General features: G+C 73.7%; 11 protein-coding genes. 6 read left to right on the top strand and 5 right to left on the bottom strand.

Going from position 1 to position 13,663, the window contains the following annotated elements; translation table 11 throughout:
- Positions 1-40: 40 nt before the first annotated feature.
- On the bottom strand, positions 41-2,806 hold the full coding sequence (locus ACFWBW_RS21545; protein WP_385374770.1) for an FAD-binding and (Fe-S)-binding domain-containing protein: 2,766 nt from the start codon (positions 2,804-2,806) through the stop codon (positions 41-43).
- Positions 2,807-2,943: 137 nt separating this feature from the next.
- Here ACFWBW_RS21545 and serC point away from each other — a divergent pair, with 137 nt between their 5' ends.
- The 3 genes from serC to ACFWBW_RS21530 all read left to right on the top strand — a co-directional run bounded on the left by serC (position 2,944) and on the right by ACFWBW_RS21530 (position 5,898).
- Positions 2,944-4,062, top strand: a complete 1,119-nt coding sequence (gene serC / locus ACFWBW_RS21540) for a phosphoserine transaminase (RefSeq protein ID WP_385374768.1) — start codon at positions 2,944-2,946, stop codon at positions 4,060-4,062.
- A 407-nt stretch (positions 4,063-4,469) separates the two neighbouring features.
- Positions 4,470-5,261 (top strand): hypothetical protein, encoded by a 792-nt coding sequence (locus ACFWBW_RS21535; RefSeq protein WP_385374766.1) that lies wholly within the window; start codon positions 4,470-4,472, stop codon positions 5,259-5,261.
- Positions 5,254-5,898 carry a class F sortase gene (locus ACFWBW_RS21530; RefSeq protein WP_385374764.1) on the top strand — a complete coding sequence of 215 codons (645 nt, stop codon included), beginning with the start codon at positions 5,254-5,256 and terminating at the stop codon, positions 5,896-5,898. The genes ACFWBW_RS21535 and ACFWBW_RS21530 overlap by 8 nt, the downstream gene beginning before the upstream one ends.
- A 55-nt stretch (positions 5,899-5,953) precedes the next feature.
- Here ACFWBW_RS21530 and ACFWBW_RS21525 read toward each other — a convergent pair whose 3' ends face one another.
- Entirely contained in the window at positions 5,954-6,538 is a 585-nt protein-coding gene (locus ACFWBW_RS21525; protein WP_385374762.1) for a TerD family protein, read from the bottom strand.
- 166 nt (positions 6,539-6,704) lie between these two features.
- Between ACFWBW_RS21525 and ACFWBW_RS21520 the strand changes: the two genes are divergently transcribed.
- Together ACFWBW_RS21520 and ACFWBW_RS21515 are read left to right on the top strand one after the other, a co-directional pair.
- Positions 6,705-9,887, top strand: a complete 3,183-nt coding sequence (locus ACFWBW_RS21520) for a sacsin N-terminal ATP-binding-like domain-containing protein (RefSeq protein WP_385374760.1) — start codon at positions 6,705-6,707, stop codon at positions 9,885-9,887.
- Between the two features lie 219 nt (positions 9,888-10,106).
- Positions 10,107-10,475 carry a hypothetical protein gene (locus ACFWBW_RS21515; RefSeq protein ID WP_385374758.1) on the top strand — a complete coding sequence of 123 codons (369 nt, stop codon included), beginning with the start codon at positions 10,107-10,109 and terminating at the stop codon, positions 10,473-10,475.
- A 98-nt stretch (positions 10,476-10,573) separates the two neighbouring features.
- On the opposite strand, the gene ACFWBW_RS21510 is transcribed toward ACFWBW_RS21515, so the two are convergent.
- Entirely contained in the window at positions 10,574-11,581 is a 1,008-nt protein-coding gene (locus ACFWBW_RS21510) for a DUF5937 family protein (protein WP_385374756.1), read from the bottom strand.
- Positions 11,582-11,684: 103 nt separating this feature from the next.
- Between ACFWBW_RS21510 and ACFWBW_RS21505 the strand changes: the two genes are divergently transcribed.
- Entirely contained in the window at positions 11,685-12,875 is a 1,191-nt protein-coding gene (locus ACFWBW_RS21505) for an MFS transporter (RefSeq protein ID WP_385374754.1), read from the top strand.
- 14 nt (positions 12,876-12,889) lie between these two features.
- Here the strand turns inward: ACFWBW_RS21505 and ACFWBW_RS21500 are convergent, their stop codons facing one another.
- Together ACFWBW_RS21500 and ACFWBW_RS21495 are read right to left on the bottom strand one after the other, a co-directional pair.
- Complete coding sequence (locus tag ACFWBW_RS21500) at positions 12,890-13,333, bottom strand: hypothetical protein (protein ID WP_385374752.1); 444 nt, start codon at positions 13,331-13,333, stop codon at positions 12,890-12,892.
- A complete protein-coding gene (locus tag ACFWBW_RS21495) occupies positions 13,330-13,617 on the bottom strand; it encodes a hypothetical protein (RefSeq protein WP_385374750.1) in 288 nt (95 codons plus the stop codon). The genes ACFWBW_RS21500 and ACFWBW_RS21495 overlap by 4 nt, the downstream gene beginning before the upstream one ends.
- Positions 13,618-13,663: the final 46 nt, after the last annotated feature.

The following is a 13,663-nucleotide window of genomic DNA, read 5'->3' as shown; positions in this document are numbered from 1 at the left end:
GATTAGGGGGTCGGTAAGGAGCGTGCTTCCGTGTTTTGCCTTACATCTTGTGTACGTCCGGTTCCGGCAAGCCCTCCGCCAGGACCTCCGCCAGGTGGCGGGCCCGGCCGCCGGCCAGCTGCGCGATCTGGGTCCGGCAGGAGAACCCGTCCGCCAGCACCTCCGTACCCGGAGCGGCCGCCCGCAGCGACGGCAGGAGCTGCTCCTCGGCGCAGGCCACGGAGACCTCGTGGTGGCCGGGCTCGAAGCCGAAGTTGCCCGCGAGCCCGCAGCAGCCGCCACTGAGCCCGCCCGTCAGCCCGGCGCGCTCGCGCAGCCTGCGGTCGGGGGCGTCGCCGAGAACGGCGTGCTGGTGGCAGTGGGTCTGGCCGGCGACCGGCCGGTCGAGGCGGGGCGGCTGCCAGTGCGGGGCGTACTCCTCCAGGGTCTCGGCGAAGGTTCGGACGGCCGCTGCGAGACGGGGTGCGCGGGGGTCCTCCGGGAGCAGGGCGGGCAGATCGGTGCGGAGCGCTGCCGCGCAGCTCGGTTCGAGGACGGTGACGGGCCCTGGCGGGTCGCCTACGGCGTCCAGGGTGCGGCGCAGGACCCTGCGGGCGGCGTCCAGGCGGCCCGTGGAGATGTAGGTCAGCCCGCAGCAGACGCGCCCCGTCGGCAGCGCGGTCTCCAGGCCGGCGGCCCGCAGCACCCGCACGGCGGCGTGGCCGGCCTCGGGCGCGAGGTACTCCGTGAACGTATCGGGCCACACCGTCACAACGGCTCCCCTCGCGGGCACCCCCGAACCCCCGTGCACGGGCGCAGCCCGCGCCGCGCGCCAGCCGCGGGTGAACGGGGTCCGGGCCAGCGGGGGAAGGGGCCGGGACCGCTCCAGCCCGGGGACGCGGAGGAAGCGGGACAGGAGGTTCAGGGGGCCGGTCAGGCGGAGGGTGGCGAGCAGGCGGAGCAGGGTGGGCAGGCCGCCCAGGAGGTAGTGGGAGAGCGGGCGCAGCCGGCCGGCCCAGTGGTGGTGGAGGAACTCCGCCTTGTAGGAGGCCATGTCGACCCCCACCGGGCAGTCGCTGCGACAGCCCTTGCAGCCGAGGCAGAGGTCCAGCGCCTCGGCCACCTCCGCCGAACGCCAGCCATCCCGGACGATCTCCCCGGCCAGCATCTCGTGCAGCAGCCGGGCCCGCCCCCGCGTGGAGTGGCGTTCCTCCCCCGTGGCCCGGTACGACGGGCACATCACCCCCGGCCCCCCGACCTCCGTCGACCGGCATTTCGCGACGCCGACGCACCGCGCGACCTCCCCCGCGAACCGGGAGGGCGGCAGCACCGCGAAGCGGAGGTTCTCGTCGAGGCGGGCCGGGCGGACCAGGATCCCGGGGTTCATGCCGCCCGCCGGGTCCCAGAGCCGCTTGTACGACTCGAAGAGGCCGATCACCGCCGGCCCGTACATCCGCGGCAGCAGCTCCGCCCGTGCCTGTCCGTCCCCGTGCTCCCCGGACAGGGAGCCCCCGTGCGCGACCACCAGGTCGGCGAGGTCCGAGGAGAAGGCCCGGAAGCGGGCCACGCCCGGCGGTGTCACGAGGTCGAAGTCGATCCGTACGTGGACGCAGCCCTCGCCGAAGTGGCCGTACGGGGATCCGCGCAGCCCGTGCTCCGCCAGCAGGGCCCGGAATTCCCGCAGGTAGGCGCCGAGCCGGGCGGGCGGTACCGCGCAGTCCTCCCACCCCGGCCAGGCCATCGTCCCGTCGGGCATGCGGGTGGCCGTGCCCGCCGCGTCCTCGCGGATCCGCCACAGGGCCCGCTGCGCCGCCGGGTCGGTGAGCAGCAGGCCGTCCACGGCGTCGGAGGCCCGCAGCAGGGCCCGGGCGGCGCCCTCGTCGGGCATCTCCGCGAACAGCCAGGCCCCGCCCCGCGGGAGCCCGGAGGCGGCCGGGCCGACCAGGTCGGCGGCCATCCCCTCCACGGTCAGCGGCCCGTACCCGAGCAGCCCCGCCGCGGCCTGCGCCGCCGCGCTCTCGTCGGCGTACCCGAGGACGGCCAGCGCCGGGGCGGCCGGCAGTTCCACGAGCCGTACCAGTGCCTCGGTCACCACCCCGAGCGTTCCCTCGGTCCCGCAGAACGCCCGGGCCACTTCCACACCCCGCTCGGGGAGCAGCGCGTCCAGGTCGCCGTAGCCGGAGATCCGGCGCGAGAAGCCGTCGGCCGGGCCGCCCGCCATGCCGGTGCGCAGGACGGCGAGGTTTCCGGAGACCAGCTCGCGCAGTCCGCCGGGCGCGCCCTCCCAGCCGGTGCCGAGCCGGTAGGAGGCGCCGCCGTACGCCGTCACCGCCAGCTCGGCGACGTTGTCGGCGGTGGTCCCCCAGGCCACCGAGTGGGCCCCGCAGGCGTTGTTGCCGATCATCCCGCCCAGCGTGCAGCGGGAGTGCGTGGAGGGGTCCGGTCCGAAGGTCAGCCCGTGCGGGCGGGCCGCGTCCCGCAGCCGGTCGAGGACCAGGCCGGGCTGGACGACTGCGGTGCGGGCGGCCGGGTCCAGGGAGACGAGGGCGTTCATGTGCCGGTTGAGGTCGAGGACGATGCCGACGCCCGTGGCCTGGCCCGCGATGGAGGTGCCGCCGCCGCGCGGGACGACGGGGACCCCGGCCGCGGCGCACACCGCGAGCGCGGCGGCCACGTCCTCGGCGTCGCGCGCGCTGACGACGCCGATCGGGACGCGGCGGTAGTTCGAGGCGTCCATCGTGGTCAGGGCGCGGGCTGCGGCGCCGAAGTCGACCTCGCCGCGCAGGTTCTTCCGCAAGGTCCGTTCGAGTTCACCGGGTGAGGTCACGGCGGACAGCCTCCCACCGGCTCGCTCCCGTCTCCCACCGACTCGCGCCCGTCCCCCACCGGCTCACGCCCGTCAACGTCATCTCATCGGGTGGACGCGGCTCCAAGGGGTGGACCCGGACCGGATACGCTCCGCTTGTGGCCGAGATCCAGATTCCCGCTGACATCAAGCCCGCCGACGGACGCTTCGGCGCGGGCCCCTCCAAGGTGCGGACCGAGGCGCTGGACGCCCTCGCCGCCACCGGTACCTCCCTGCTCGGAACCTCCCACCGCCAGGCTCCGGTCAAGAACCTGGTCGGATCGGTTCGCCAGGGACTCCGGGACCTCTTCTCCCTCCCCGAGGGCTACGAGGTGATCCTGGGCAACGGCGGCTCCACCGCCTTCTGGGACATCGCGACCGCCGGTCTCATCGAGCGGAAGTCGCAGCACCTCACCTTCGGTGAGTTCTCCTCCAAGTTCGCCGGCGCCGCGAAGTCCGCGCCGTGGCTGGACGCCCCGTCGGTGATCTCCTCCGACCCGGGCACCCACCCGGACCCGGTGGCCGAGGCGGGCGTGGACGTGTACGCGTACACCCACAACGAGACCTCGACGGGTGTCGCGGCGCCGATCAAGCGCGTCGCGGGCGCCGACGAGGGTTCCCTCGTCCTGGTGGACGCGACCTCGGGCGCCGGCGGTCTGCCGGTGGACATCACCGAGACCGACGTCTACTACTTCGCCCCGCAGAAGTCCTTCGCCTCCGACGGCGGCCTGTGGCTGGCGGCGTTCTCCCCGGCGGCCCTGGAGCGCGCGGCCCGCGTGCACGCCTCGGGCCGGCACATCCCGGAGTTCTTCTCGCTGCCGACGGCGATCGACAACTCGCTGAAGAACCAGACGTACAACACCCCGGCGCTCTCCACCCTCTTCCTGCTGGACCAGCAGCTGGAGTGGATGAACAGCCAGGGCGGTCTGGAGTTCACGACCGGCCGTACGTCGGCCAGCGCGGCCCACCTGTACGGCTGGGCCGAGGCGTCGAAGTACGCCAGCCCCTTCGTCGCGGACTCCGCCAAGCGATCGGCCGTCATCGGCACGATCGACTTCTCGGACGACATCGACGCGGCGGCGGTCGCCAAGGTGCTGCGCGCCAACGGCATCGTGGACACCGAGCCCTACCGCAAGCTCGGCCGCAACCAGCTCCGTATCGCCATGTTCCCGGCGATCGACCCGGCGGACGTGCAGGCGCTCACCGCGTGCGTGGACTTCGTGATCGAAGCCCTCTGACCCGTACGGTCCGAGCCCGTCCGAGCCCGTCCGACACGCTCCGGAGCCCCCGGTGACACCTCGTCACCGGGGGCTCCGCCATGTCCGCACCCCGCCCGCCGGCGTCCCGGGTCGGCTCCGAGTCGGTTCTGCGTCGGTTCTGAGTCGGTTCTGAGGCGGTCCTGAACGACCCCTGAAGGACGAAGTCCGCCGCACGGCCCGGACCTCCGGGACCTTGGTCCCAAAAATCGGGGCAAAGAGCCCGCAAACGGAAGATCGCCGCGACCTCCGCGGCCTGCGGTTTCCTGCCCCGGGACCTTCGGCAGGGGCCCCTCCCGGCGCCTCCGGGAGCTGCAACCAACCACCCCAGGATGTCCCTCATGTCTGGTGTGCCGGGAACGAACCCCGGCCCGTTCAGGAGGAACCCCATGCGCAAGGCACTTACCTTCTCGGCGATCGCCCTCGCCTCGTCGATGGCCCTGGCAGCCCCCGCCGTCGCGTTCGCCGCCGACTCCACCCCGACGGCGTCGAGCAGCCCCTCCACCGGCACGGTCTCCGCCCCGGTGGCCCTGAAGCTCTCGGCCTCCTCGGCCAAGGCCGGCGACTCCGTCCAGATGTCGATGGAGGTCCCGGACGGTTCGACGAACCTGTCCATCTCCTCCAAGGCCCTGAAGGACGTCAAGATGACGGACGGCCGCGGCGCCACGGCCACCGTCGCCGAGGTCCCCGCCGGCAACTACGGCATCTCCCTCACCGGTACGGGCCCCGACGGCAAGAAGCTCCAGGCCACCGCGCAGCTCACGGTCAAGGCCGACGCCCCGAAGCCGACCGAGTCCTCCGTCAGCCTGTCCAAGGACAACGGCAAGCCGGGCGACAAGATCCAGGTCACCATCAAGACGGCGGCGAACGAGAAGAGCGCGTTCGTCAAGTCCGACGCCTTCGGCGGCCAGGTCAACCTGAAGAGCAACGGCAAGGGCGTCTGGACCGGCACCGCGGTCGTCGCCAAGGACGTCAAGTCCGGCTACTACGGCGTCGAGGCCTACGCGGGCGGCAAGAAGTTCGACACCGTCAAGTTCTCCACCGACGCCACCGGCCCGGTCAACCCGAAGCCGAAGCCGACCCCGGTCGACCCGAGCCACCACAAGACCCCCAAGGGTTCCGTGAACACCGGCCAGGCCCCGCTCGGCTGGGTCCCCTCGGACGCCGCGAACCATGGCTGAGCAGTCCACCCCTGAACGCGCCCCCCGCCGGAGCGGCCGCGCACTGCGCGTGGCCGCCCTGGCGGGCGCCTCGGCGCTCACCGTCTTCCTGATCTCTTCCTGCTCCTCCGGCGGTGACGCCTCCGGCGGCGCGGTCAAGAACAACCCGGCCGACGCCAAGGCCGCCTCGGTGCTGAACCCCTCCGTCCCGGACCGCATCGTGATCCCGGACATCAAGGTCGACGCCCCGCTCGACACCGTCGGACTCGACGCCCAGGGCGCCATGAAGGAGCCCGACTTCGCCAAGCCCATGGACGCGGCCTGGTACAAGGAGGGCCCGACCCCCGGGGAGAAGGGCGCGGCCGCCATCGTCGGGCACATGGACACGCCCCAGACCGCCGAGGCCGTCTTCTACAACCTCAAGAAGCTGAAGAAGGACGAGAAGATCGAGGTCCACCGCGACGACGGCTCCACCGCCGTCTTCGCCGTGGACGAGATCGACACGTTCAAGAAGGACCGGTTCCCGACCGACAAGGTCTACGGGGACACCCACGGCAAGGCCGAGCTCCGCCTCATCACCTGCGGCGGCAACCTCACCAAGGACCGCCACTGGGACGCCAACGTGGTGGTGTTCGCCCACCTCGTCGGCAAGGCGTAGCCCCGCCCTTCTCCCCGCGGCCTCCCAGTGGCGGTCCTTGGCGGCTACGTGGCGACTACTTGGCCACGGCGAAACGCATGAGGGCCTGCTCGTCGCCCGGCTTGATCTTCCCGGTCTGGTTGATGACGTGCAGCTTCCAGCCGGCCCCGTCCCGGACCGCCTTGGCCACGGCGCAGCCGTTGTCGCTCCCGAGCAGGCTCGGCCAGATGTCGGCGACCTGCTGGGTGCTGCCGCCCGTGCCGTCGTACACCTTGAAGCTGATGTTGCGGGCGCTCTGGAAGGAACTGCCCTTCTTGTACGCGGCGGCGACGAAGACGATGGACGTGACGTTGCCCGGTACCCGGGCGAACTCGACGGTCACCGTCTCGTCGTCGCCGTCGCCGTGGCCGGTCTGGTTGTCCCCGCTGTGGAGCAGCGAGCCGTTGCCCATGGGGTCCAGGGAGTCGAGACCCGCGAGGCGGACGGGGTCCGCGCCCTGCATGGCGATGGCGATCAGGTCAAGGTCCGTCCCGACCTTCCGCTTGAGCTTGCCCAACAGGCCGCCGCTGCTGCCCACAGTGGGGTCCCACGAGACCCCGATGGACAGGTGGGTTACGCCGCCCAGGTCCGCGGGGCCGTCTTCCTTGGTGAGCGTGATCATGCGCAATCCTCACAAATAGCTGTGCGATACCGACTCATGAAGTCTGCCTGAAGCCGGTTCGTTTGCGGAGCCGCTCGACGCACGCGATACCTTCAGGACCTCGGCGTCCGCCTTCCGCGGATGCCGTACGGCGCAGAACAGCGCAGTACAGCTTGGAGGCAGCAGCGTGAGCGTGCGAGTGACGGCGGCCCAGGACGGCGTGGACCCCTTCGGCACGGCCCGGCTGCGACGCGGGGTGCTCGACGCCTGGGGCGCCGGCCCGGCCCGGTTCCGCGAGGACGCCAACGCCGAGGAGGACCTGGCGCTCGGCGGCTACCGCGACCGGCTCGTCGTCGAGCTCGCGCAGAACGCCGCCGACGCGGCCGCCCGCGCCGGGGTCCCCGGCCGGCTGCGGCTCACCCTGCACGCCGGCACCGACCAGCCCGACGGGCACGCGCTGCTCGCCGTCTCCAACACCGGCTCCCCGCTCGACGCCACCGGCGTGGAATCGCTGTCCACGCTGCGCGCCTCCGCCAAGCGCGACGATTCCTCCGGGAGCGTCGGCCGCTTCGGCGTCGGCTTCGCCGCCGTCCTCGCCGTCTCCGACGAGCCCGCCGTCCTCGGCCGCCACGGCGGAGTCCGCTGGTCCCTCGCCGAGGCGCGGGAACTGGCCCGCGGAGCCTCCGTCGGCAGCTCCGGGCTCGGCGAGGAACTGCGCCGCCGCGACGGCCACGTCCCGCTGCTGCGCCTCCCGCTGCCCGCCGAGGGCACCGCGCCCGAGGGCTACGACACCGTCGTGGTCCTCCCGCTGCGCGACGCCGCCGCCGAGGAACTGGCCGGACGGCTGCTCGCCGCCGTGGACGACGCCCTGCTGCTGACGCTGCCCGGACTCGCCGAGGTCGTCGTGGACACCCCCACCGGGGGCGTCCGGACCCTGACCCGCCGCGTCGAAGGCCCGTACACCGTCATCGCCGACTCCGCCTCGGACACCGCGTCCGGCCGCAGGCGATGGCGCACCGTCCGCCACTCCGGCCCCATCGAGAAGGCGCTGCTCGCCGACCGGCCCGTCGAGGAGCGGCTGCGGCCCGTCTGGGCGGTGTCCTGGTCCGTGCCCGTCGACGCCGAAGGCGCCCCGGTCCGCCCCGCGACCGCCGCCGTGGTCCACGCGCCGACCCCGACCGACGAACCGCTCGGCATCCCCGCGCTGCTCATCGCGACCCTGCCGCTGGACACCACCCGCCGGCACCCCGCGCCGGGGCCGCTGACCGACTACCTCGTGGAGCGCGCGGCCGACGCGTACGCCGAACTGCTCGGCTCCTGGGACCCGGTGAGCACCGCGCTCGTGGACCTCGTACCGGGCCCGCTCGGCAAGGGCGAGCTCGACGGGGCCCTGCGCGCCGCCGTCATCGCACGCCTGCCCCGTACGGCCTTCCTCGCGCCCGCCGCCCCGCCCGAGCCCCCAGCCGAGGGGGAACCGCTGGAGCGGGCCGCGCTGCGCCCCTTCGAGGCCGAGGTGGTGGAGGGCGCGGGCGCCGACACCGTACGGGTCCTCGCGGAGGTGCTGCCGACCCTGCTCCCGGCCGGGCTGGAGCGCCGCCCCGAACTGCGCACCCTGGGCGTCGGCCGGCTGCCGCTGGGCGAGGCCATCGAGCGGATCGCGGGCATCGAGCGGACCCCGGAATGGTGGTACCGCCTCTACGACAGCCTCGCCGGGGTCGACCCGGACCGGCTCTCCGGCCTCCCCGTGCCGCTGGCCGACGGCCGCACCGCGATCGGGCCCCGGCACCTGCTGCTGCCCGGCGCGGACGCCCTGCGGTCGGACAGCCCGCGTTCGGGCAGCCCGCAGAGCCTGGCCCGGCTCGGCCTGAAGGTGGCCCACCCCGACGCGGTGCACCCGCTGCTGGAGAAGCTCGGCGCGCTCCCGGCGAGCCCGCGCGCCGTCCTGACCACCCCGCAGGTGCGGGCGGCCGTCGCGGCCTCCCTGGACTCCGGGGAGATCTGGGACGAGGACGCCCTCGACCCGGAGGAACTGGCCGACATCGTCCTCGGCCTGGTCCGCGACGCCGAACTCTCCCCCGGTGACGAGCCGTGGCTGGGGGCGCTCGCCCTGCCCGACGAGGACGGCGAGCCGACCCCGGCCGGCGAGCTGCTGCTGCCCGGCTCCCCGCTGGCCTCCGTGGTCCGCGAGGACGAAATCCCTTACGTGGACGCCGAGTTGGTGGAACGCTGGGACGAACGGACCCTCACCGCCGTGGGCGTCCTCGCCACCTTCCAGCTGGTCCGCGCCACCGACGTGGTCCTGGACCCCGACGAACTGGAGCCCCGCGACGGGGACTTCGCGGAGCCCGACGATGCCGGCCTGCTCGACGCCGTCGACGTCTGGTGCGAGGACCTCCTGGACCAGCTCCCCGACACCCCGGTGCCGCCGGTCGCCACCGAGCTGGTCGCCGTACGCGACCTCGACCTGGTCGACGACGACTGCTGGCCCCAGGCCCTGGCCATGCTGGCCCAGCCCCCGCTGCGCGACGCCCTGACCCAGCCGGTGCGGGTCCTGCTCCCGGACGGCACCACCCGCTCCGTGCGCTCGTACACCGCGTGGTGGCTGCGCGACCACCCGGTCCTGGACGGCCGCCGCCCGGCCGGCCTGCGCTCGGCGGGCGGCGACCCGCTGCTGGCGGGCCTCTACACCCCGGCGGACGCCACCGGCTTCGAGGACGAGCAGGTCCTGCGGGCCCTGGGCGTACGCACCACCGTGTCCGCCCTGCTGGAGGAGCCGGGCGGAGCCGCCGAGCTGCTGGGCCGCCTCGCCGACCCCGACCGGGAGGTCGGCGGACGCCAACTGCACGGCCTGTACGGGGCGCTGGCCGAGCTGGACCCCGAGCAGGTCACCCTGCCCGACGAGCTGCGCGCGGTCGTGGACGGCGAGGTGGTCGTGGTGGACGCGGCCGAGGCGCTGATCGCGGACGCCCCCGACCTGCTCCCCCTGACGGCCGGGCTCCCGCTGCTGCCCGTGGCCCCGTCCCGGGCCGCCGACCTGGCGGAGCTGTTCCAGGTCCGGAGCCTCTCGGAGACGGTGCCGGCCGAGGTCACCACCGAGGGCGAGGAGCACCAGGTCCCCGAGCCGGTGCACCAGCTCCTGGGCCCGGCCACCCCCAAGAGCTACTGGGAGCACGAGGAACTCCTGGCGGGCGGCATCGAGCTCGACTGGCGCCGCACTGCGGACGGCACCCTGCACGCCTCCACCCTGGAGGGCGTGGCGGCGGCCCTCGCCTGGGCGGCGGGCCAGTGGCCGCGCCGCTTCGAGGTGGCGGCCCTCCTGGAGGATCCGTCGCGCACGGCGGAGCTGGCCCGGGACCGCTGGTTCGACTGAGCCGGCCCGCGGCCGTCGGCGACTGAGCCGCCCCGCACCCTTACGGCCATGCGGGCGCGCCGGGGATCACGGGGCCATGTCCTCTCCCCATGTCCTGATCGGGCGCGGCGGCCGCCGCGGCACGTCGGCCACCCTGCCGGCCACCTGCGGATCCAGCAGGGCCCGCAGTACACGCTCATCCCCCTCGCGGCCGTCCAAACGGCCCGCGCGGGGGATGAGTTGCTCGTCGAGATCGTACTGACCGACGGCGCCACCCACCGGGTGAGCGGCGGCAATCCGACCGCCACCGCGGCCTTCGCCGCCGCCCTCAACCGCACCCTTCCCGAGGACCGGGACCCGGCCGGCAGCGCCCTGGCCACCACCGGGTCCCTACCCGGCGGGGAGCCGATCCGGATCACCTGGAGGGCCCACGGCCGGACCGCCGCGATCGTGCTCGCCTACCTCGGCTACACGATCTGGGCCGGCGTCACCCGCGGAGCGTTCGTCGCCGTCAACGTGGCCGTCATCGGGATACCGGTCTTCCTCGGCCTGGCCGCCCTCGCCGCCGGGGTCTTCAGGTCCCGGGTTCCCTCGTCCCGGTGGTGGTGAGGTACACCGCCGCCTGCCTGTGCACGTTCGCGATGCTGGCCCTCGCCGCGTTCATGACCTACGAGACGTTCCGGTGATCCCGCCGGGCGGCCCGCCCGTCACCCCACCGGGGTGAGCAGTGCGTCCGCGATGGCCGTTCGGGCGTACAGGACCGAGCGGCCGGCGCGGTGGCCGGTGACCAGGCCCGCGTCGCGCAGGGCCGTGAGGTGCTGGGAGACCGCGGCGGCGGACAGGCCGCTGTGCCGGGCCAGTTGGGTGGTGGAGGCCGGGGTGTCGAGTTCGGTGAGCAGCATGGTGCGGGAGCGGCCCAGTACGGCGGCCACCGCGTCGGTGGCCTTGGTCGCGCGGGGCTCCCAGAGGGTGCCGATCCCCCGTGCCGGGTAGGCCAGTTGGAGCGGATCGGGGGCCACCGAGCGGGTCAGGACCCGGGGCCAGGCGAAGGCGGAGGGAACCAGCAGCAGTCCGGAGCCGGTCTGTTCGCGGGTCAGCGCGCAGTGGCGGCGGACCATGCGCAGGGTTCCGGCGTCCCACCTGACGGTTTCGTGGAGTTCGCCCAGGACATGGGCGGTGCCGTGCTCGGCGACCTGCCGGGCCCGGTGGAACACGTCGGCGTCCAGGAGCTGGCGGATCCGGGGCCAGTAGGGCGCGAGCGCGAGTTCCCAGTAGGTCTGGATCTCGTCGGTGACCTTCTCCAGCACGGCCTCGGGGTCCTCGTGGAGCAGCCTCAGGCGCGGCGCCGGGCGGTCCGGCCGACGGCCGGCCGGACGGTACTTCGTGGCGATCGCGGTCAGGTCGGAGCGCACGTTCTCCGGGTCGCCGGCGCGGATGGCGGCCAGCTCGGCGGCCAGGTCCGGGTAGGGGCCGGCCGGGGTCGGGTTGAGGAAGTCCGCGAGGTAGCCGCCGCCCGGGATCAGGGCGGCGAGCCAGCCCCGGTCCAGGCCCGCGCTCCGCAGCCGGGGCCTCACCTGCTCGGCCCAGCGGCGGTGCAGCGGCGGATCGGACTCGGCGTACAGCAGCCGGAAGCTGGTGACGACCTCCCACATGGGAGACACCGCGAAGCGGGTCTGCGCCAGTTCGGCCGCCGAGAAGTTCAGTTCGTATTCCATGGCGCTGCCCCCGTAGCCCTGCCCCATCACCCACCGGCTCCCGGTGGATTCGGTCCCAGCTTAATCAATAGGGCATCCGGTGGCCCCGGCGCAGGCTCGTTCCATGCCCTCCTCCTTCCGCGGACTCCCGCCCCTCGTCTGGACCCTGTTCGCCGGTTCGATCGTCAACCGTATCGGCTACCTCGTCACCCCGTTCCTCGTCTTCCTCCTCGCCGACCGCGGCATCACCGGATCCGACATCTCCTTCGTCCTCGGCGCGCTCGGCGCCGGCCACCTGCTCGGCCCGGCCGTCGGCGGGCTGCTGGCCGACCGGATCGGCCGCCGTCCGACCATGCTGATCGGCCTCATCGGCTCCGCCGTCGCCCAGGGCGCGCTGTTCCTGGCCCCGGGGCTCTGGACGCTGGCCGCCTCCGCACTGCTGCTCAGCACCGCCGGAGCCACCGTCCCGCCCGCCGCGTTCGCCCTGCTGGCCGACGCGGTGGACTCCGGCTGGCGGCAGCGGGCGTACGCCCTGTTCAACTGGGGCGTCAACATCGGCACGGCCGTCGCCGGCGTCCTCGGCGGCTTCCTCGCCGCGCACGGTTACTGGCTCCTCTTCGCCGTCGACGCCGGTTCCGCGCTCGTCTACGCCACCGTGGTCGCGACCCGGCTGCGCGAGCCGGCCCGCACCGCTCCGGCCAAGGCCTCGGGCCTGGGCTACGGGGTGGTCCTGCGCGACCGGCTGCTGCTCCTGCTGCTCCCGCTGCTCGGGATCCAGCTGTTCGTGTACTCGCTGACCGAGGTGGCGCTGCCGCTGGCCGTCCGCGACAGCGGGCTCTCGCCGGCCGTGTACGGGGCCCTGGCCGCGGTCAACGCCGTGCTCGTCGTGGCCCTGCAGCCGTTCGTGACGGCCAGGCTGTCGGGGCTGCCGCAGCTCCCCGTGCAGGCGGCGGGCAGTGCGCTGATCGCCGCCGGGGTGGCGCTGACCGGGCTCGCGGACTCCGTCACGGGGTACGTGGTCTCGGTGGTCGTCTGGTCGCTCGGCGAGGTGGCCGTGGCCGGCATCGCGGCCTCGCTGGTCGCCGACCTGGCTCCGGCCGACGCCCGGGGCCGCTACCAGGGTGCCTTCAGCTGGACCTGGGGCCTGGCCCGCTTCTCCGCCCTCACCCTGGGCGTCGCCCTCTACACCGGGGTCGGCCCGGCGGTCCTGTGGTGGGGGGCCCTGGTTGCCGGCCTGCTCGCCGCGGTGGCGATCCTGGGCCTGCGCGGCCGGATCGCGACGCGTAGGGAGCGGGACCTTGACCTGGCGGCGTAGGGCAACCCAGGGGGCTATACCGCCTCGACCACGACAGGGTGCCCCGACAGGAGCCGCCCCAGGTCGTCCACGTCCGAGGTGAACACCGTCACCTGTGCGCCTCGCCTCGACTTCGCGACAGCGACGGCAGCAAGGACGGCGTCGACGGCGTACTTGTGGCCGTGCAGCCCCGCCTCCGTGAGGAGTGCACGAGCGAGGCCGACGACCGGGTCATCCGCGTGGACGACTTCGATGCGGGACAGGGACCAGTCCCAGAGTCGGGGCGCCTTGCCCGGCCGTGGATCCCATGCCTCCAGCGTCGTGAGCCCCGAGGTGACGACCGGCACCTTGCGATCCCAGGCCTTGTTGACCAGACCGACGATGGCCCGATCCCCGCGCACCGCTTTGGACAGCGCCTCGGAGTCGAAAACGAACAGCCGCGGGCGATGAACGGGCGCGGGCTTCGACCGCGGCGTCATGCCGCAGCCTGTCCTGAGTCGTGGGTCACCTCGGCTCCGGCTCTCAGCGCATCGTGCTTGGCGTCGATCTCGGCGAGCCACTCGTCCGTGGCACGGAGTTCCTCGTCGGTCAGGGCGCCGTACTCCTCCTGAAGGCCGGCCGACAGCTCACCCAGCTTGTCCACCGCGTCCCTGCCGGCCGCCGCTTCCGTGATGTACGCCGACACCCCGCGCGCGTCCACCCGGGAGCGGATGGACTCCAGGAGTTCCTCAGGCACGGTGATCGTGATCTTCTTTGTAGCCATACAGCAAGTATGACGACCTCGCGAACCGCCCGTCCAGTCCCCTCAT

Origin of the sequence: Streptomyces sp. NPDC059957 (genome assembly GCF_042730015.1) — a bacterium.
In the GTDB taxonomy this organism is placed as follows: Bacteria; Actinomycetota; Actinomycetes; order Streptomycetales; family Streptomycetaceae; genus Streptomyces.
This window is presented reverse-complemented; position numbering and strand designations above follow the sequence as displayed.

Excerpts from the sequence above, each read along its gene's own strand:
- ACFWBW_RS21500 (WP_385374752.1), bottom strand. The coding sequence starts at position 13,333 with ATGACGCCGCGGTCGAAGCCCGCGCCCGTTCATCGCCCGCGGCTGTTC.
- ACFWBW_RS21535 (WP_385374766.1), top strand. The coding sequence starts at position 4,470 with ATGCGCAAGGCACTTACCTTCTCGGCGATCGCCCTCGCCTCGTCGATG.
- ACFWBW_RS21525 (WP_385374762.1), bottom strand. The coding sequence starts at position 6,538 with ATGATCACGCTCACCAAGGAAGACGGCCCCGCGGACCTGGGCGGCGTA.
- ACFWBW_RS21530 (WP_385374764.1), top strand. The coding sequence starts at position 5,254 with ATGGCTGAGCAGTCCACCCCTGAACGCGCCCCCCGCCGGAGCGGCCGC.
- ACFWBW_RS21510 (WP_385374756.1), bottom strand. The coding sequence starts at position 11,581 with ATGGAATACGAACTGAACTTCTCGGCGGCCGAACTGGCGCAGACCCGC.
- ACFWBW_RS21495 (WP_385374750.1), bottom strand. The coding sequence starts at position 13,617 with ATGGCTACAAAGAAGATCACGATCACCGTGCCTGAGGAACTCCTGGAG.
- ACFWBW_RS21505 (WP_385374754.1), top strand. The coding sequence starts at position 11,685 with ATGCCCTCCTCCTTCCGCGGACTCCCGCCCCTCGTCTGGACCCTGTTC.